This is a genomic window from Chitinophaga fulva, assembly GCF_012927205.1.
In the GTDB taxonomy this organism is placed as follows: domain Bacteria; phylum Bacteroidota; class Bacteroidia; order Chitinophagales; family Chitinophagaceae; genus Chitinophaga; species Chitinophaga fulva.
Genome location: NZ_JABBGC010000001.1, coordinates 2,177,802 through 2,197,611, shown reverse-complemented (window position 1 = coordinate 2,197,611; position 19,810 = coordinate 2,177,802). Strand labels below are relative to the sequence as shown.

At 40.1% G+C, this 19,810-nt stretch carries 14 protein-coding genes, 1 tRNA gene and 2 pseudogenes; 12 read left to right on the top strand and 5 right to left on the bottom strand.

Annotated elements, in window-relative coordinates; translation table 11 throughout:
* The first annotated feature begins 198 nt into the window (after nucleotides 1-198).
* Together HHL17_RS09165 and HHL17_RS09160 are read left to right on the top strand one after the other, a co-directional pair.
* Nucleotides 199-573, top strand: coding sequence for an STAS domain-containing protein (locus tag HHL17_RS09165; RefSeq protein ID WP_169224430.1), 375 nt, complete (start codon nucleotides 199-201; stop codon nucleotides 571-573).
* Nucleotides 574-651: 78 nt separating this feature from the next.
* Nucleotides 652-1,560 carry a ribonuclease Z gene (locus HHL17_RS09160; RefSeq protein WP_169224429.1) on the top strand — a complete coding sequence of 303 codons (909 nt, stop codon included), beginning with the start codon at nucleotides 652-654 and terminating at the stop codon, nucleotides 1,558-1,560.
* Nucleotides 1,561-1,619: 59 nt separating this feature from the next.
* Here HHL17_RS09160 and dapA read toward each other — a convergent pair whose 3' ends face one another.
* On the bottom strand, nucleotides 1,620-2,495 hold the full coding sequence (dapA, locus tag HHL17_RS09155; protein ID WP_169224428.1) for a 4-hydroxy-tetrahydrodipicolinate synthase: 876 nt from the start codon (nucleotides 2,493-2,495) through the stop codon (nucleotides 1,620-1,622).
* 81 nt (nucleotides 2,496-2,576) lie between these two features.
* Nucleotides 2,577-3,530 carry an acetyl-CoA carboxylase carboxyltransferase subunit alpha gene (locus HHL17_RS09150; protein WP_169224427.1) on the bottom strand — a complete coding sequence of 318 codons (954 nt, stop codon included), beginning with the start codon at nucleotides 3,528-3,530 and terminating at the stop codon, nucleotides 2,577-2,579.
* A gap of 169 nt (nucleotides 3,531-3,699) precedes the next feature.
* On the opposite strand from HHL17_RS09150, the gene HHL17_RS09145 reads away from it, so the two are divergent.
* Nucleotides 3,700-3,773, top strand: a tRNA-Asp gene (locus HHL17_RS09145).
* Between the two features lie 746 nt (nucleotides 3,774-4,519).
* On the opposite strand, the pseudogene HHL17_RS33930 reads toward HHL17_RS09145, so the two are convergent.
* The 3 genes and pseudogenes from HHL17_RS33930 to HHL17_RS09130 form a co-directional block, all read right to left on the bottom strand.
* A pseudogene (locus HHL17_RS33930) lies at nucleotides 4,520-5,344 on the bottom strand (recombinase family protein); the annotation flags it as partial.
* 782 nt (nucleotides 5,345-6,126) lie between these two features.
* On the bottom strand, nucleotides 6,127-7,251 hold the full coding sequence (locus HHL17_RS09135; protein WP_169224426.1) for a HEPN domain-containing protein: 1,125 nt from the start codon (nucleotides 7,249-7,251) through the stop codon (nucleotides 6,127-6,129).
* A 20-nt stretch (nucleotides 7,252-7,271) separates the two neighbouring features.
* Nucleotides 7,272-7,637, bottom strand: a complete 366-nt coding sequence (locus HHL17_RS09130; protein ID WP_169224425.1) for a sigma-70 family RNA polymerase sigma factor — start codon at nucleotides 7,635-7,637, stop codon at nucleotides 7,272-7,274.
* Between the two features lie 403 nt (nucleotides 7,638-8,040).
* On the opposite strand from HHL17_RS09130, the gene HHL17_RS09125 reads away from it, so the two are divergent.
* The 9 genes and pseudogenes from HHL17_RS09125 (at nucleotide 8,041) to HHL17_RS09085 (ending at nucleotide 19,731) form a co-directional block, all read left to right on the top strand.
* Nucleotides 8,041-8,250, top strand: coding sequence for a helix-turn-helix transcriptional regulator (locus HHL17_RS09125; RefSeq protein ID WP_169224424.1), 210 nt, complete (start codon nucleotides 8,041-8,043; stop codon nucleotides 8,248-8,250).
* 57 nt (nucleotides 8,251-8,307) lie between these two features.
* Nucleotides 8,308-8,945: pseudogene (locus HHL17_RS09120) on the top strand (type I restriction endonuclease); the annotation flags it as partial.
* A 146-nt stretch (nucleotides 8,946-9,091) separates the two neighbouring features.
* A complete protein-coding gene (locus HHL17_RS09115; RefSeq protein WP_169224423.1) occupies nucleotides 9,092-11,146 on the top strand; it encodes a type I restriction-modification system subunit M in 2,055 nt (684 codons plus the stop codon).
* The gene (locus HHL17_RS09110) at nucleotides 11,143-12,462 is read left to right on the top strand and encodes a restriction endonuclease subunit S (protein ID WP_169224422.1); all 1,320 of its coding nucleotides are present in this window, start codon (nucleotides 11,143-11,145) and stop codon (nucleotides 12,460-12,462) included. Before HHL17_RS09115 ends, HHL17_RS09110 begins: the two co-directional genes overlap by 4 nt.
* A gap of 1 nt (nucleotide 12,463) precedes the next feature.
* Nucleotides 12,464-12,832 (top strand): mismatch-specific DNA-glycosylase, encoded by a 369-nt coding sequence (locus HHL17_RS09105; protein ID WP_169224421.1) that lies wholly within the window; start codon nucleotides 12,464-12,466, stop codon nucleotides 12,830-12,832.
* Nucleotides 12,833-12,958: 126 nt separating this feature from the next.
* On the top strand, nucleotides 12,959-14,710 hold the full coding sequence (locus HHL17_RS09100) for an AAA family ATPase (RefSeq protein WP_169224420.1): 1,752 nt from the start codon (nucleotides 12,959-12,961) through the stop codon (nucleotides 14,708-14,710).
* Complete coding sequence (locus HHL17_RS09095) at nucleotides 14,703-16,013, top strand: 5-methylcytosine restriction system specificity protein McrC (protein WP_169224419.1); 1,311 nt, start codon at nucleotides 14,703-14,705, stop codon at nucleotides 16,011-16,013. The genes HHL17_RS09100 and HHL17_RS09095 overlap by 8 nt, the downstream gene beginning before the upstream one ends.
* Nucleotides 16,013-19,075, top strand: coding sequence for a type I restriction endonuclease subunit R (locus HHL17_RS09090; protein WP_169224418.1), 3,063 nt, complete (start codon nucleotides 16,013-16,015; stop codon nucleotides 19,073-19,075). Before HHL17_RS09095 ends, HHL17_RS09090 begins: the two co-directional genes overlap by 1 nt.
* Complete coding sequence (locus tag HHL17_RS09085) at nucleotides 19,075-19,731, top strand: M48 family metallopeptidase (RefSeq protein WP_169224417.1); 657 nt, start codon at nucleotides 19,075-19,077, stop codon at nucleotides 19,729-19,731. Before HHL17_RS09090 ends, HHL17_RS09085 begins: the two co-directional genes overlap by 1 nt.
* The last annotated feature ends 79 nt before the right edge of the window (nucleotides 19,732-19,810 follow it).

Genomic DNA, 19,810 nt, shown 5'->3' with positions numbered 1-19,810 from the left:
CCTTTTTTGCACTCAAACAACTTACACTTTAATAGTATAAGATTTATTTTTGTGTTGAAAGCGGGGATAGCGTTCAAAATTACTTACGAGGAAAAAGCGGCTTTTGTTTTGATCTCCTTTTTATTTTAGCTTTTTATAGGCTGGGTTTCCCTCTTTAAATTGATTTTTTAACTAAATGTATAAAACAACGTCCAACGCATGAAATTCAAAATTGATACCAAAGAAAAAATTGTTGTTTTTTGTCCTGAAGAACCTGCTTTGGATGCTAATTTGTCAGCCGATTTGATTTCCACCCTGGATTCGCTGCCAGCGCTGGAGACCCGCAATCTCATACTGGACCTGACATTGGTCGAAAAAAACGACCTTGCGGGCATGCAAGCCATTTTAACAGTATATCAAAATATGTATGACAAAGGCCGTTCCTGTGCGCTTACCGGCGTTAACAGTGCTTTAACAAAGGAGTTGAAAGCCGAAGGCGGTGATATGTTGAATATTGCTCCCACTATGGCTGAAGCCATTGATCTTGTGATGATGGAAGAACTGGAGAGAGAGCTTTTGAACGGACTGGATTGATAAAAAAGCGGTCCTGTTTCCGCCTGTAGCCGTCATGACCGGTTAGGGCCAGAAGCAGGCAGCGAAACGTTTCACAATATGTTTGCAGTAACAATATTAGGTAATAACTCTGCTATCCCCACGCTGGACAGGCACCCCACCGCACAGATCGTTACCTGTGATGAACAATTGCTGTTAGTGGATTGTGGCGAAGGCACCCAGCTTCGCATCGCCCAATACCGCATCAAACGCAGTAAAATCAGGTATATTTTCATCAGTCACCTGCATGGTGACCATTACTTCGGCCTGATCGGGCTGTTGAACACCCTGAACCTGATGGGGCGGACAGAACCCCTCAGCGTATATGCGCCACCGGAGCTGGAGCCTATTATCCAGCTGCAGTTGGACTGCTCCGGCACACAGTTGCATTATGAGCTGTCTTTTGTACCGCTGCAACCGGGTTACAGCGGTATCATCCTGGAAGACAAGGACCTGACGGTAAGCTGTTTTCCCACGCAGCACCGGATCTCCTGTTTCGGTTTCTCTTTCACCATGCAGAAAAAGAAACGGAAACTGCTCCCTGAGCAGGCCAAGGCATACGAGATACCTGCCGCCTACTATGGCAAACTACAGGATGGCGCCGATTACATGCGAAAAGACGGCACCGTTGTTAAAAACGACTGGGTGACGTTGCCTCCTGCCAAAGGCAGGCGGTACGTATACTGTGCTGATACTATTTACGACCCGGAGCTCCTCCCCTGGCTGAGAGACGCAGACCTGGTGTATCATGAAACCACCTATCTGCATGACCTGGAAGCCCGTGCGGCAGAGCGTTACCACAGCACCACCGTGCAGGCCGCCTCCCTTGCCGCCGCTGCCGCCGCCAAAAGGCTGCTGATAGGGCATTTTTCGTCCAAATACACGGATTTGCAACCTTTCCTTGAAGAGACGAGGCCTGTATTTGCGGCCACGGACATTGCCGAGGAAGGCGTTACCTACTACGTATAAAAGAAAAAAGGCGAAGGAAATTCCTTCGCCTTTTTTCTTTTGAATATTTTAATCCTGTTTTAGTATTGTTTCAGGTATTCACCAATCTGACGATAAAGCGCATCAGTAGCGGGAACAACCGGCAGGCGGAAATAATTACCAATGATACCGGCATGGCTCAGGAATGCCTTGATGCCTGAAGGATTGTTTTCAGAGAACATCAGGTCAAAGCCCTGCATCATCTTGTAATGCAGTGCGCGGGCAGCGGGATAGTTATTTTCCAGCGCTGTTTTTACCAGTGCAGAGAAATCTTTTGCGAAATAGTTGGCCGCTACGGAGATAACGCCGTCCATGCCGCAGGCCAGCTGGGCCAGGGCCAGGGCGTCGTCGCCGCTGATCACGAGGAAATCTTTCGGTTTATCGCGGATGATCTGCATGCACTGCATCATATCGCCGGAAGCTTCTTTCATGGCCACGATGTTTTCCACTTCGTGTGCGAGGCGCAGCGTGGTTTCTGCCGTCATGTTACGACCGGTACGGCCGGGCACATTGTAGAGGATAATGGGCTTCGGAGAAGCAGCAGCGATGGTTTTATAGTGCAGGTAGATACCTTCCTGTGTAGGTTTGCTGTAGTAAGGCGCCACGCTGAGAATGGCAGCCGCCTCGTCCAGTGGGCATTTTTCCAGTCTTTTTACCACATCACGGGTATTATAATCGCCGATGCCGACCACTACCGGCACCCGCTTCGACACCTTTTCAAAAGTGAATTTCATCAAATCCAGCTTTTCATCTGCAGAAAGCGTGGGCGTTTCACCGGTGGTACCTAATGTTACCACATAGTCTACGCCACCCTCAATTACATAGTTGATGAGGTTTTCCAAAGCATTCCAGTCTATGCTTTCATCTGCTTTAAAGGGTGTTACTAAAGCCACCCCGGTGCCTTTTAACTGTTCCATGTGTGTTTTTACGGGAAAAAATAAAAATTAGAATTCCGAGGGTCGAAATTCTAATTTTTTATTGTGATCTCTAAATTTTTTTTAGTGTTCTTCGTAAAAGCCCATGCGGGAGAACTTATCGATCCTTTGTTCGATGCGTACATCCGGGTCGATTTTCCTCAGTTCCGCCAATGTCTCCTTGATTTTTGTTTTCAGGATGGAGGCCATTTCATCCGGGTTTACGTGGGCGCCGCCCAGTGGTTCGCGGACAAGGCCGTCTACCAGTCCGAACTGACTCATGTAATCGGAAGTCAGTTTCAGTTCTTCTGCAGCTTTTTCCTTGAAGTTCCAGCTACGCCAGAGGATGGTGGAGCAGTTTTCCGGAGAGATAACGGTATACCAGCTGTTTTCGAGCATCAGTACGCGGTCCCCGATACCGATGCCGAGTGCGCCACCAGAGGCACCTTCACCGATGATGATGCAGATAACCGGTACACGGAGTTTTACCATTTCAAAGAGGTTGCGGGCGATGGCCTCTGCCTGGCCTCTTTCTTCCGCTTCCAGGCCCGGATAAGCACCGGGAGTATCGATGAGGGTTACGATTGGCTTGTTGAATCTTTCCGCCAGTTTCATCAGGCGAAGCGCCTTGCGGTAGCCTTCCGGGTTAGCCATCCCAAAGTTCCTGAGCTGGCGCATTTTAGTGTTCACCCCTTTCTGCTGACCGATAAACATCACGGTTTCTCCATCCAGGTCAGCAAAGCCACCTACCATGGCTTTGTCGTCTCTCACATTCCGGTCGCCATGCAGTTCCATAAAATTGGTGCACATTTTTTCGATATACGCCAAAGTATAGGGCCTATCCGGATGGCGACTGAGCAATACGCGCTGATAAGCGGTGAGGTGGGTGTAGATGTTGAGACGAGTGTCTTCAATTTTCTGCTCGTATTCCTTAACAGTAGCAGAAACATCTACCCCGGACTTTTCACCATTCTCCTTCAGCTTAGCCAGCTGCTCATATAAATCCGCGATAGGTTTTTCGAAATCCAGGAATTGCATAAATAGTTTAATTGGTTAAAGATCGGGTGTAAAGATAATGCTGAAAATTTTTTTTAAAAAAGATTTGCTTAATTGGGAACTTTGTTGCTATCTTTGCAATCCCAAAACGGAACAACACAACGTCTTGGGACACAGAAAGATAGCTGGTCACAGCGATTTTTTTTGGAAAGGATTGGTAGTTCAGTCGGTTAGAATGCCGCCCTGTCACGGCGGAGGTCGCGGGTTCGAGTCCCGTCCAGTCCGCAAAAGGGACAAATCATCATCAGTATGGTTTGTCCCTTTTTCATTTTTGGGGTATTGCCCGACAGGCTTGCGATTAACGCAAATACTTCATTTACTTTTCTGGTTCGAAACACCTCATTTTTGCGATCATATACGATTCCTTCGGGAAAAATGAGTTTCTGCAACTTCTCTTTCATACCCGCATCACTGGAATGCCATACCATAGGCAGTTTAGAAGAAAGAGACAACGCATATTGAATAGCTTCTTCCGGGTTCGAAATGCCTAGCTTACATTTATCCAGTTGCGCAGCTATATTTTCGCGCTCCTTAATATAACGAGGATAAAATTTATCAAAAGTTTCCTGGCTCATCTCCTTTAGCACAAAACGACTTTCCTCCAGGCCATCTATCTTTTTATTTATTTCCCTTAATTGGCTAGCCAGAATACCTTGTTGTTCCAGATTACCCTTATTCATTTCGTTGTATTCAGCAATAAGCACTGATTTTAATGGCTCTATTAGCTCCTCCTGCACACAATACCGGTCCAATAGCTCCTCAAACAGTTCATGCATTCGTTTCGCACTTTTATTGCACTTACAGCCATCTGTCCGGCATTTATAATACCATAGCCCTTTGGCTTTTACAACATACCCTGTAAATGGCTGATGGCAGGTATCACATTTGATAAACACCTTTAGCGGTAGCGCACTATCTTCTTTCTTGTGTGGTACACCATAACCAACAGAACCCGTATGAATGTTATTCACCTTTAAAAAGATTTCCGGGCTAATCATCCTTTCATGCTCACCTTCCACTATTTTCCCTTCTAACAATCCATGATTGATAATACCACAATAAAAGGGCCTCTTAAATATTTTGGTAAGTTGTTGTTTATACATCTTAACACCCATGGCCTTTAGTTTCAAAATGATTTCCTCATTTTTCATCCCTTCGGATTTCCAGATAAAAGCCTTTCTTAACTTCTTCCCCACTTCATTCACAACAATCTTCCGTTGTCCGTTGGTTCTCACGATATCATACCCTTGCGGGGGCTTACTGACCCAAATACCTTTATCAAACTTCTCCTTCATGCCAGCCATTGCCCGCTGTTTACGTAGCTGATTATCGTATTGGCTGAATATAAAGTGAATACTCTGCTGTAATACTCCACTCGGATTAGAAGTATCCGCCGGTTGGGTAACAGCAAATACAGTGACACCATATTTATCCCTTAACTCTTCCGCCAGTTTTATAGCCGCGCCACCAGTCCTGGAAAAGCGATCGAGGGTATAAACCAGCACATGACTTACTTTTCCTTTATGCTTTTTAATAAATTCCAACATTCTCATAAACTCCTTACGGCCATCAGTTTTAGCACTTTCGTAGGTGCCGCCAAAATAACCTATAATAGCAAGATTACTCCGTTGTGCATAATCTTCGATAGCTTTCCGTTGAACATCAAGGCTTAGATTATGATCTGCCTGTTCTTTGCTGGATACACGTGTATAAACAATTGCAGCCTGGTCGGTTATTTGGGGCGCCTTTTTCTTTGAATAGTTACCAAATTGGGCAAAAACATTTAAACTACTCATGCAGCTCGTTTTTTAGACGTTAGGGGTAAGTTGACAATTTTCGTATTATTAGTTTCTGGCATTTGCACTGATAACAGAATCCTCGCAAATACATGAAGTGATTCCATAATTTGAGAATCCTGTTTATGACCCAAGTCTACTAACATCATGTTATGAGTATCCATAGTAGATGAAGACTCTGGTGATATAGGAGATGTGGTGAGGTTTGTTGATACTTCAGAGATATTCCCATTATCCATAACGATGAACTTAATTTAGGCTAATCATATTCATAGTATTACTTGGAGTATTACGTTAAACAAGACTATTGAGTCCTAATAACATGCTTTCACATCAGTGTTGCTTTATGTGGAGTTATGCTCAATAATGCCTAACAGCGAATACCTACCTATAGAAACCATAGCTTTAAGAACTGATTCTTCAGTAATGCGATTTACCATTTTAGCCACAGCATTCATTTTTTAATTCTTTTGCTGAATGTTTGTCACTACAAAAATACTAGTACGCGTAGAGCTACTTTTCCACTTTTGTTCAAATTTGATCGATTTGGACAGATTTTTCCCAAAATTGCTCGAATTAGATAGATTTTGGGCTTGATATACAATAGCGTAATCACGGCAAGGACGAGACAATCTGCATAAGCTCCGATTTGATTTCCATTTAAAAATCATTGACTACCAATTGCCGATATTTAAAAATGATTGCCGTTTATTTGATTTCGGGTTAATATTGTATCATTCAGGAAACGATATATTGAACATGTGGATTAAATCAGAGGTGGTTCAAGAATTTTCTGCCAACAAACAAAAGCTATTCAGTCTTTCTTCGAGTACTTTAAGCGTAGTCGATTGAAATAAAGTAACACGATCCAATAAAATATTCAAATCCTTATCACTTATCACATAATCATTTCTATAACGAGTGTGGGTATACGCCTTATTCAGCAATACCAATAATTCGTGCTCCTTATCCGTGCTCTGTGGAAAAATTTCATTAAGCGCAGTTGTAAGCCGCAGGCTATATCGTAACATTCTGGATAAATTATGTCCATAAGGATAATGGGAAGTTAGAGAGATTAGCAAAGCACGCAAGGTGTGTTCGGTCGCCTGGTGTAAAGAATGGGCTGCCAAATTATTTTCTCTATTCCGCATATAATATTTCGCACCTCCCAGGTAAGATTCAGCCTTTCTAAATTCATCATGGAAATGGGAGCGTGCCTTTTCAATAACAGCAAAGGCATTTCTTATAACAGGTATGGTCGAAATTGATGCCTCCTTTTCATAAATAAGATTAGTAGATCTGCAGATTATTGAGTAGAAAATGTGGCCTTCATCCAATAGCTTGATTAACTCAGCTTCCTTTATGAATGAAACAATAACTGATCCCAACTTAGCACAAGCCGATTCAATCAGGGCTTTAATCTCTTCATACGGTAAGGATTCCGCAGGTAATACTACTAGATAATCGTGCAATACCACTTCTTTACCCGCGTCAAGACTAGTACTTACTAAAAATAGCCTTACCGGTTCAGCAACCTTCACAATAAGATCAATAATTTTTTGTTCCGGCGCCTTCTCTTTACTATTTAATATCTGCTGAAGATCGGAACGATCCTCAAGCTGGAGCCTTCTGCGCTGCATATACTGGTTGTTAATAATATGCGCCGCCTCTAAAAGCTTTCCAATTTTCTCATGATATAAAACCAGTGTACACCTCTCCTTCTTGCTAAGATGACTATTAAAACTACCGGTTACCGCAGCTTTAAAGAACGCCCAATGTAGTTCACGGATATACGGCAAATGGTCGAAATCAAATAACTCATAAATAACCAGATAAGGATTAGCAATTTCTTCGTTGCTAAGATTTTGGGCATATAATTCTGTTTCGGGATAGTCTCTCCGTATCATATTAAGTAAGTTTGAAGGGGTTACAGATTTTCCAATACTGAAAATGGTTCTTTGCAAGGAAGAATATCCTTTAATTGCTGAATGCGCTCTTCAAATCCATGTTGTCTGAGATACAAGAGTGTGTGACGAAGACAGGTTTTGTAAATAAGAATACCTATACTCCTTTCCTGGATGAACTGAACCTTTTGCTGCCATAATTCAACAAAAACATCGATCGTAATTTTCTCAAGAATACAAACGCTCTCCTCTCCAGATAAGCGAGCGATAGCAGCAAATATTCGTTCCTGATAGGTATCCACAAAATTTTCGAATGCCTTGAGATCACCTGGGATGATTATGATATCTTTTTCTATAGGGGAAAGTTTGTCGTTAGTCTTACAATTCATAGCAGTGTTTTAAGTGTTGGAGAAATAAGAAAACTGCTTGTAAGGACTAACCAGAGGGGGTGCAACAAAAAGAGACGTGGGTTAGTCCTTACCGTCTCCGAGGGCTACGACACCCCGATGGCGAATAAGGACGCCCACGTCTTAACCTTAAATATAAGGAAAACGTGAGCGATTTACCTTATTTCCCGCCATCTCCAAAAGGTCGTAGTTTTCAGGAGCGAGATAAAGCAAATACGCTTTAATTGATATTTTAACTGGTCTATGAGCTATTTAGAGAATACATTTAAGTTATTTAAAGTATAATCTAAGTTACATAAAATAACTTAAAATCACTAAATAAACTTTAAGTTATTGCTATACAACTGAATGCTAATACTTTAAGTCTTTTTTTGTTAGTTGCAATATGGCGGATCCAAAAAGAAGATATAATAGGATAAAAATTGTGTTGCTAGAGAAAGAAAAGACTAATATTTGGTTAGCCGGACAGTTGGGGGTTAGTACCACGGCCGTTTCAAAATGGTGCACTAATCGTAATCAGCCTACTGTAGAAACCCTGTTTAAAATTTCTGAAATACTGCATGTTGGCGTTTGTGAATTGCTTGTGACCAAATAGATGAGGCAAAAAATGCCGCCTCTGTACGATACCATTCAAAAAAGTCCACCACCCATAATGAATAAACGTTCCCTTTCAGAAAGAGATATCTGTACTAAGTACATTACCCCTGCTTTAGAAAAAGCAGGCTGGGATAAGCATGTTCAATTTTTGGAAGAGGTTTCTTTTACGGATGGGAAAATTTGCGTTCGGGGAAAAGTAACAGCTAGAGGAAAAAAAGGTAAGCGAGCTGATTACATTCTTTACTATAAGCCAAATATTCCAATTGCCATTATTGAAGTCAAAGACAATAATCATACAGTGAGAGCCGGGATTCAACAGGCATTGGATTATGCGAGCGTCCTGGATATCCCATGCATATTTAGTACTAATGGCGACCAATTCCTATTTCATAATCGAACTTCCACCGATGAACAAATAGAAACTGTTCTTGAACTAGATGCGTTTCCTTCGCCGGAAAAATTATGGAATATATATAAGCAGTTTAGGGGTATCGACACTCCAAATGGCGAAAAAATAGCTGCACAGGACTACTACCTTGATACTTCAGGTCGAGTACCAAGGTATTATCAACAGACTGCCATTAACCGAACTATAGAAGCTATTGCCCAAGGACAAAATCTTATTTTATTAATTATGGCTACCGCACTGGTAAAACATATACAGCATATCAGATTGTATATCATCTATGGAAGCCGGATCTCATTATCAATGAACTATTAACGCTTGGGCTGGTTGATCAACTTTATGACATTGTAAAGGGCGAAAAGTTATGCACTAAAGCAATACAAGTCATAGAGGAGAAAATCAAGACGAGAAAAACACTAAAAAATAATAATTAATGATAACCAAACAAGCGCTTGGCAGTACCCTTTTTGGAATGGCTGATATTCTTAGGGACAAGGTAGAAGATTATAAGGCTTACATTCTTTCTTTACTTTTCTTTAAACGACTTTCTGATAATTATGAATGGGAGAATGAAAACGGGATAAAAGAGTTTGTTAAAGAGAATGGACGTGAGCCCAGTAAGAAGGAAAAGAATATAATTATCGGTAAGAAACATGATTTTAAAATTCCTGAAGGTTGTTTTTGGAAAGATGTACGTGAAACCACCATCGATAAAAAGAACGAAGCCCTGCATAAAGCAGTAACAGGTATTGCTGAAGCCAATATAGATAAGGATGGTAAGTTTTTTCTTAAAGGAGTTATCAATACCGTTCGCTGGAATGAACCGGCCCCCGATGGCTCGGGTGGTAAAAAGTTAAGCCCTGAAGTGATTTCATTATTGGTTAGTTACCTCGATGCAGTGGATCTCAGCAACAAAAACGCAACAGTTGACGTCTTGGGTGATGCCTATGAATACCTGATAAAACGCTTTGCTGATGAAAATAAAGGCGGCACTACTGCTGGCCAATTCTATACACCGCAGGAAGTAGTAGATATTATTGTTCGTTACCTTAAACCGCAAAAAGGGAATGTAGCGTACGATCCTACTTGTGGCTCAGGTGGCTTCCTCATTAGTGCTGCTAAGTATTGCAAAGCTAATTATGGCAATCAAAAATCCATCCGGTTATATGGGCAGGAAGATGTTTGGAATACCTGGGCGATTGCCAATATCAATATGATTTTGCACGGTCTTGACGCAAAAATTGAAAAGGGCGATACTTTACTCGATCCAAAATTTAAAGAAGAAGACAATGAGCTAGAGATAAAAAAATTTGACCTGGTGATGGCCAATTTCCCCTTCTCACAAGAAAATTGGTGGAAAAATGGTGAACCTAAGAAAGATGCAAAAGGTAAAGCAGTCAACAAAAAAGATGGCGCTCCGCAATTAGAATACCCAGGGAAAGAAGATTTTAGTGATCCTTATGAGCGGTTTATTTATGGTATTCCCCCGTACTCCAATGGCGACTTTGCATTTATCCAACACATTATTGCTTCATTAAAACAAGATGGGAAAGCAGGAGTGGTTTGCCCGCAAGGTGTTTTGTTCAGGGGGCAACCGGCAAAGACTGAGGAGGAAGATGGGCAGAACCGAAAGGCTGATGATGAGTACTTAATACGCAGAGGCCTTTTGCAGGGGCCTATTGACAGCAATGGAGAGTTTACCGAAATGCACAACATCATTGATGCCATTGTAGTATTGCCCGGCAACTTGTTTTATGGTACTACCATTCCCGGTTCTATTCTCTTCATCAACAAAAACAAACCTCAACATCGCAAGGATAAAGTGTTGATGATTTATGCTGCAAAAGAAGGTTGGTACAAGGAAAAGCCAAACATGAATGAGCTACAGCCGCATGATATGCTGCGCATCTCTACTATATTAGAAAGCTGGGGAGACCTGGAAATTGCAAAGGAATGGATAGCCATCCAGAAGATAAGATTATGGGCATTGATCCAGGAAGACCTGGGATACAAGCTTTCTGAAATTGAAGAACATTATCACGAGGATTTGGAACGATTTAAAGCAAAAGTGGATAGGGCAAAAAAAGCTATAGCAGCGAAAGAAGCAGAGGGCAAGAAACCCACGAAGTCAGAATTGAAAAACCTAGAAACGCTCAATGCTGTTTTGGAGAAAATACTGAATCAAAAGGCAGATAAAATAATGGCAGCACATGAGCTCGCCGCCAAAGAGCGTAAAGCCATTGATGAAGTTGAGTCGGAATTAATCTCCATGTTACAAGACGCCGAATTAAGAAAACGATACTTCTCGGTGGTGGATATGGAAGAACTTAATGAAAATGAGTACAACCTCAATATTCCCAGGTATGTGGACACTTTTGAACCAGAGGAAGAAATTGATTTAAAGGAGGCAATAAAAGAAATTGGTGAGATGCTTCTTAACGAAAAGAATTCGATTTCGAAACTCAGTAACATACTTTCTATTCTATGATTTTAGATGAAAATAATTGCCCAAAAGGATGGATACTGAGTAAAGTCTCTGACGTCCTTGATGTAAACATACATATGTTGACATCTCAGACAGATGGTAATCTACCATTTAAATACGTATCAATAGAGTGTGTTGAAGAGGGAAAGATAAATTTTGAAAAAGTAATTGAAACATCATTTACTGAAGCCCCTGGAAGAGCGAGAAGAATACTTGCTGATGGTGATTTAATGTTTTCAACTGTCAGACCGAATTTGAAAAGTTTTGTTAGGTTTAAGAAACCTGATAACGGTTTATGGATTGGATCTACGGGATTTGCAGTTGCGAAAGCAAAGACCGGGAATGACAGCGATTTTTTCTTTTATCAATTATTGAGTTCGATTGGTGAAAAGCAATTTCATAGTTTGGTAGTTGGGTCGAACTATCCAGCTATAAATGAAAGTGATTTTAAAAAATTAAAAGTGTTGGTCCCCCCAGAAGAGGAACAAATAGCTATTTCTTCGATCCTCAAAGTAGTTGATGACGCAATTAAGGCTATAGAGAATACTATTAAATCGGCCCTAAAACTCAAAAAAAGCCTGATGCAAAATCTCCTTACCGGAAAATTAAAACCTGATGGCACTTGGCGTAGTGAAGATGAGTTTTATAAGGATGAAAAATTTGGCGATTTACCTCTTGGGTGGGTGGTCAAAAAAGGCAGTAACATTACAGATAAAATTACAAAAGGTCAATCACCTAAATGGCAAGGTTTTGAATACCAAACTTCTGGTGTATTATTCGTTACAAGCGAAAATGTTCTTGATGGCGTTATTGATATCAGCTCACCAAAATATCTACCCATAGAATTTAATGACAAGATAAAAAATAGCCAACTTCAAAAGGGTGATATTTTAATAAATATCGTTGGTGCTTCAATTGGCAGATGTGCAGTTTATAACCTTGAAATGGAATTTGCCAATACTAATCAGGCTGTCTGTGTATTTAGGTTGAATGATAAAAATGATCACAACTTCATTGCTTATTTTATCCAGCTTGAACATACTCAAAGAAGGCTACTTGGTAACTCTGTTGAAACTGCTAGGGCAAACCTGTCTCTGGGCGATTTTAGAAAATTTAAATTTGTGCTACCTGAAGATAAAGATGAGCAAATCTTGATAGCAAATAAGATTAACGAAATAGATGAGATTTATATTTCCAAACATCAAAAAGTAAAAACACTTCAACGCCTCAAAAAATCCCTGATGCAAAACCTGCTTACCGGTAAAATGAGAGTGGATATAGCTAAATTGGAAAGTGCCTTACAATTAGAAATATGCTAACATGATATTATCAAACTTGCTGAGAGAAAACTTAAACATTATTTTTTGCGGTACCGCCGCAGGAAATAAATCGGCAGCGCGTAAGGCGTATTATGCAGGTGCGGGTAACTTATTTTATCCCACTTTGGCCAGTTATGGTTTTACCCCCCGTATTTTAAAGCCGGAGGAGTTTCCGGAATTGCTGCAGTATAATATCGGTTTAACCAACTTGGCAAAATTCACTTTCGGAATGGACAAGGATCTGAAGCCCCAAGATTATGATGCAAAAGGTTTCGAAGAAAAGATAATCATCCATCAGCCTAAGCTGATCTGCTTTAATGGTAAATGGCTGCATCAAAATATCTGGGAGTTGCTCACACCAGCTTATTAAAGCTTTGGTTTAAATACAGCTACCATTAATAGAACAAAAATATTTATAGCGCCTTCTCCTCACCCAAGGCATTTGCCCACTGGAAGGAAAGCATTTGGCAGCAACTAACAACCCTGATCAATTAATATGAAACCAAATTGGGCCAAACAAGAAGTGTACGATTATTTTGATGCTTTTATTGAAAAAAGTATTTTGCATAACGATAGCTATATCACTGATAATCCTGGCATATTTACCATTGCCAATCTCAATGCAAGTGTTACTGCCTTTGTAGATAACCCGGATACAGGTGACCGGGATTTTGATGCCAAGTCTAAAGATCAGTTTTCAAGTACATCAAAAGAAGTACAGGAAGTTTTTGCCCATTTTATATGGCTTTGGAGCTTGTCCACTTCAGATATGAGAAGCTGGGGAAAGAAGAGCGCAGTTACCCGGTTCTTGGGAGATGTATATAATAATCACCTTACAGACGTTTTTGTAGATGGTGGTATAGGTTCAGCAGGTCAGCGGCATAAATTGAACAAGCCCGTTGAAATAGCCTATTTGCTTCTATTGTTCAGAGAGGTGAAAAACAATCTGCAGGCAAAGCAATTAACAGATGTTGCCGCTATCAAAAAGTACATAGAAATGCTTTGCCGGGAGCTATATTACAACAATGAAGCTACAACAGTTACTACAGATGAAAAATTGAAGGAAGCCGGATGGGAGTATCTTGCACTTCATCATATTTTGCTCCACTTGTGCGATCCGGAGAAATATGAGGCGATTGCGGCGCAGAAACATAAAGACGCCATCATCAATACGTTCTTTAGCCTGTTAGATAAAGAAAATACAGAGGGACTTTGGGAAGATATTGATGAAAGTATTTTAGCTATCCGTAAAAAACTGGATAAAGTTTTTGGCTATGAGGTGAGCTTCTATGATGACGATATTCAAGACGCCTGGAATTTTGGCGAAAGTAAAGATGATGTTTCGGAGGTTACTTTATTTGAGTACAAAAAAGCGATGATTTTTTATGGACCTCCCGGCACATCTAAAACATATTCAGCCACCCGCTTGGCAGAATTGCTCATCACAAAACAATATTTCCGCAACAAACAAAGCATTAAAGAATACTTTGAAAATTCGGATAAGATTTTTGAAAGTCATATTCACCATTTGCAATTACACAGCAATTATAACTATGAAGATTTTATTGCCGGGATGCACATTGAAGATAAAAGCAGCATAGTGAAGCCCGGCTATCTTTTAAATCTGATTGAGAATATAAAGGCCGATCCACTCCCCCATGTTTTAATCCTGGATGAAATAAACCGCACCGACATTTCAAGATTGTTTGGAGAGCTGTTTTCTGCATTGGAGTATCGAAATAAAAAAATAAGACTTTCCACTGGCGGTTTGGAAATCGCACTCCCTTCGAACCTTTATTTTATCGGCACCATGAATGAAATAGATTTTTCTCTGGAGCGGATTGACTTCGCCCTTCGCAGAAGATTTCTATGGCAGTTTAAAGGTTTTGATAAAGCTATTCTTGGGGGTATGATACAAGAGAAGAAGGCGGAGCTGGAAATGAAAATAGACGATGCGGATATAGAAACTTTTATCAGCCGGTGCGAACAGTTGAATAAAGAGGTTACTGCGATGCCTGAACTGGGTGAGAATTACCAGATTGGCCACACCTTTTTTGCAGAAGTGGTTGATATTTTCAAATCATTGAAAGGTATTCATTCGGGTCGCCTCTATTTCTTAAACCAACCGGTGAACATTCTATGGAAAATCAGCATCCAACCAATATTACAGGCATTTCTAGGCAATATTGATGCAGATGCTAAAAGAGATAAAATAAACGATTTACAGAAGACACTGATTAATGGTTGAAACACTTAAACATATCACAGCTTTTGATTGTCTACCTTTTGATACAGAAGCGGCCACAGCCGATGTATTACAAGAGTTCATCCAATCACAAAGCAAAAATGTGTTTTGGTTTTCTGCTGATTATAATGCGGATAATGACGCCAAGTTAGCTGAATACGATTACCGAAATAACAATTGGACTGCCGGAAGGTTTGTTGGAGAGGCAATCTTTAACTGCAACCAAACGGTTTATAAAATAACGATCAAACCAAGATTTGGTGAAAAAATGCTATTCAGGATGTTGGAAGAAATTTTCAATATCCGGATTACTACTTCGGCTAGTCAAACCAGTAACAGCGTTGACTGGCAGCATTACATTAAACGGATCGTTGCATTTATCTGGTTACAAAAGTTAGCCAATGCTAATTTGCATGGAGTTCCCAAAACTCAGATAAAAAAAGAATATAGAGGGCAAACCATTAGGGGGCGTTTAGATGTAAGGCGATCTATAAAGCCTTTGCATCGCAGCAACGAAGTAGTTTCAACCTTTCGTGAAAAACATATTGATGAACACATTGCACAAATCATATTTCAGGCTTACCAAATTTTAAAGGCAAATTTTGAAATTGGTAACATCAACATTCCTGATTCTGCAAGGGAAGCCATCAATCAAATTCATACAGCGGTACAACACAGAAAGCTCATCAGCGAAAGCGATTATAAGCATATTAGGTATAAGGATATTTACTTGAGTTGGAAACCATTAGTTGATTTATCCTGGGATATTATCAAGCGAAAACAATTCAGTTTAAAACAGGATAAAGCTAAAAAGGGGTTCGGCTTTTTTATTGATATGACCGAAGTATGGGAGGAATATCTCAGAGCCATTCTGAAAAAAAATCTTTCGCCTTATGGTTGGCGCTATAGGAATGATAGGCAGATAGCCTACAAAGGATATTTCTTTCAAAGGGAATTGATTCCTGATTTGGTTTTCCAAAAAGGAAAGGAAATAGCTGTCTGGGATGCAAAATACAAACGAATGATGGGCAGACATTTTGATGTGGACCGATCAGACTTTTTTCAGATCCATACCTATATTCAATACCAGCTCAACCACAAATCGGTAAAAGCCGGGGGCCTGCTTTATCCGATATCTACCCTACCCAACTTTGAGCAGTATCGCAGTCCTTACCTCATCAGCGAAGAAGGGTTAAAAATGAACTTTTCAATTGACGGTGTTCAACTATCCGAAAGGGAGGAGAATGAAAATTACCAAAGATCAGAATCAGCATTTATAAACCGCATCATAAACAGTATTTCATAATGGGCAGATTATCAGAACTCAAAGGGGTTGAAAGACCCGTAACGGAATGGCTGAGCAAAATGGGCTGGACATTCAGAAGCAATGAAGACTTAAAAGCTTATAAGCGTCCGTTTTCCAATCCGGTATTAGAGGACATGCTCATTGAGCGGACTGCCCATATCAATAAAATTTCGCCGGCAGTTGCCAGAGTTGCAGTAGAGCAACTACTTCAAAATCTCAACAATCCGGTACCCATATTGGGCAATGAATTGTTTTTAGATAAGTTGGCTTCTCATGTAACAATAACCGTAGAAGGCGACGATATCGATGTGCATTTTATCGACTACGAAAATATCTGGGAGAATGATTTTACGGTAACCAACCAATACTGGGTGCAGGGCTACAAGATGGTAAAAACGGACATTGTACTGCTTGTAAACGGTATTCCCCTGGTGCCGATAGAAGCCAAACAACGAGCAAGAAAAGGAACCAACTGGCTGGAAGGCGTTGCTCAATTTTCGACCTATGACCAGCGGGCCGACAAACTCTACATGTGCCATTGCTTCGGAGTAGCATGTAATGGCCGCATTGCAAAATATGGCATTCCCGGTGCATCCTCTTCTTACTTTAACGAATGGAAAAGTACCCTTTTAGATGTTAGTCAATCTAACCCGATTTTAGCGCCTGCCAATGATTTGTGTAGAACCTATCAGGATGAAAAGGACGGTCTTTGGAATTTTGATGTTGACCGTTTACCTAATGGTGAAATATTAGAAAGAATGAAATTAGGTATCATTGGCTTACTTCAGCCTGCAAGGGTGCTGGATATTGTAAAGTACTTTATGGTGTTTGAAAGAACCGAAGGAAAGATTGTTAAAAAAGTAGCCCGTTACCAGCAGTTAAGGGCGGCCAATAAGATTGCTGAACGGGTAATCAGTTCTGATCTTAAACAAGGCGTTATCTGGCATACACAGGGTTCAGGTAAAAGCTTGACCATGCTTTACACCGCCTTTAAATTAAGGCAGAGCAAAGCGTTGAAAGATCCTACTGTTTATATAGTAGTGGACAGGAAAGACCTGAGAGAACAGATAGGAGGCACATTTGATGACTGCGAATTTCCGAATGCAAGAACGGTAAACAACATCGGCGATTTAAAATATATTATTGATAAAGCACCAGCAGGGGTATTTATTACCACCATTCAAAAATTCAGAGAATTGGGCAACCGGCAGGATCTGAGAGATAACGTAATTATACTGATTGATGAAGCCCATCGTTCCCAGTACGGAGACTTCCAGATTGAACTGCAAAATGTGTTGCCAAACGCAAAACGTTTCGCCTTTACGGGAACTCCTATTCCCAAAACACACCAGGAATTTGGTATTGTACGGCAAAAAGGTGAACATGAATACTATTTGGATAGGTATAGCATTCAGGATGCCATTGATGATGGGGCAACCAAACCAATACGTTACACTTTTGGTCCGCAAGAGTGGTTTTTGGACAAAGAAAAGCTGAAACAGGGTTATGATGAAATCACTGCCGAATTGGATGAAGATGAAAAAATGCTAGTGGAGAAAAAAGTTCAGGCTTGGAAAGTTTTTTTGAAACACCCAGAAAGGATACAAACATTGGCAAAGGATATTGCCGAGGATTACAGAAGTGTTGTTGAACCCCAAGGTTACAAAGCCCAGGTGGTTGCTTGTGATAAAGAAGCATGTGTATTATACTACAATGAGTTACTAAAATATTTCGACCGTTCTGAAATATCCATCATATTCTCAACAGGTGCTTATGACGAAGGTGAGAAGTATGAATTATATAAAGACCATTACAAAGAAGATTCAGAGCGAAAAAAATTAATCAAACAATTCAAACGTAGAATTACAGAGGAAGAACAAAAGCTAGGTAACAATCTTAAAGTATTTATAGTCTGCAATATGCTGCTTACTGGCTTTGATGCCCCTATTGAACAAACGATGTATCTTGATAGCCCTATTCGTGATCACAATCTTTTGCAGGCGGTTGCAAGAACCAACAGACCTTATGATGATAAGGTATCAAAGCTATCAAAAGAATTTGGACGTATAGTAGATTACATTGGTGTATTTCAGAATTATAAAGATGCATTAAATTACGATCCTGAAGACATTGGTGAATTTGAAGATGTAGAGAGTTTGGTGGCCACCTTTCCTAAAGTATTATACGATGCGTTTAAACCATTTGAAGATATTCAACTGGAAGATACTTATGAATGTGCAATGAATATTGTAAGGAAGCTGACAGAACTCGATCATGGCAAATTTGAAAATTCCTTTAGGGAAGTAGTTCAATTATGGGAATCCATTTCGCCACATCCAAAACTCAGAGAGCACAAAGAAAAATACTTGTGGCTGAATGAAATTTATGAGATATACTTGGAAGAATTTAAACGGGTAGATTTTGATGCAGAGATATATGCAGCCAAAACGAGAAAATTAATACAGGAGACTTCCAAGCTAATAAATTTCAAAGGCCATTTGCCAGAAATTAAAATTGATTCTGATTATCTAAATAAGCTAAAAGAAACCAAACTTAATCCCTCAGACAAAGCAGAAAAAATTATCCGTGACATTGAAACCGTAATCAGACAAAATGAAGTCAACAGTGCCATATATGTGGAATTCCAAACCCGTTTGGATGATCTGATTAAGCGAAAACAGGAGCAAAGTTTAGCTATTGAAGAAATCTTGAATCAGCTTGGTATTTTATACAATGAGCTGGACGAAGTAGCCTCCCTCCCTCAACGAATGGGTTTCCCTGATAAGGGTACATTTGAAATGTTTACTTTGATAAAGAATGCTTCAAAAGTAGATTTCAAGGAAGAACTGGCAAAGGATTTTGTATTAACCGCCTTTGAGAATGTGATTAAGAAGAAAATTTACATCGGCTGGCAAGACGTACCAAGAGAATATGAAAGGCTTCAGTCAGACATGGAGCTCTTGTCCGTTAACCCAAAATTTGAGGAATTGCAGATAGATGGGCAGAAAGAACTTTGGGAGAGAATAATGAAAGCTATTTTACAAAACTACAGCCTAAACTAATGGTATTACCGGATAACTACATATTAATACGAAAAGAAGTGAAACATGCCCGTTTAAGGGTGAGTGAAGACGGTCGTGTTCGTATAATTATCCCCGAGGCATTCTCACAGGATGAAATTATAGCATTGCTAAAGAAAAAGCAACGATGGATTGACAAGCACTTGAAATTTTTTAAAGGCATGTCAAAAATCAATCTTCAACGAAACCAAATACTGTTGTATGGGAACAGGTACAGCTATTTTTATGATTTGACTTATGAGCATAAAGTAATAGTTGACCATGAACATAATACCATCCGGGCAAAGAGAAATCTGTTAGATAAAACCATTCAGCAGCAATGGTTAACCGACGTAGCAAAGAAATACCTTACAAACCGAACCGAAGAATTGGCCGGCAAATTAAACTTCAACTATAACAGATTATACCTTCGCAATCAACGGACAAAATGGGGCAACTGCTCCAAAGAAAAAAACATCTCATTAAATTGGCGTTTGATAAAAGCACCTATGTTTGTTATTGATTACCTGATAGTACATGAGCTGCTTCATACGGTAGTAATGAATCATACTCATAAATTTTGGACAATGCTAAAGTCATACTATCCTGATTACAGGGACGCTATCAACTGGTTAGACAAATATGGGAATAGTTTGTGACTTACTAAAATTCTCAAAGCAGATATTGTATTAGAGAATTTTAGCAAAGGTTTATCAAAACTTTTAGATGAAATAGGTT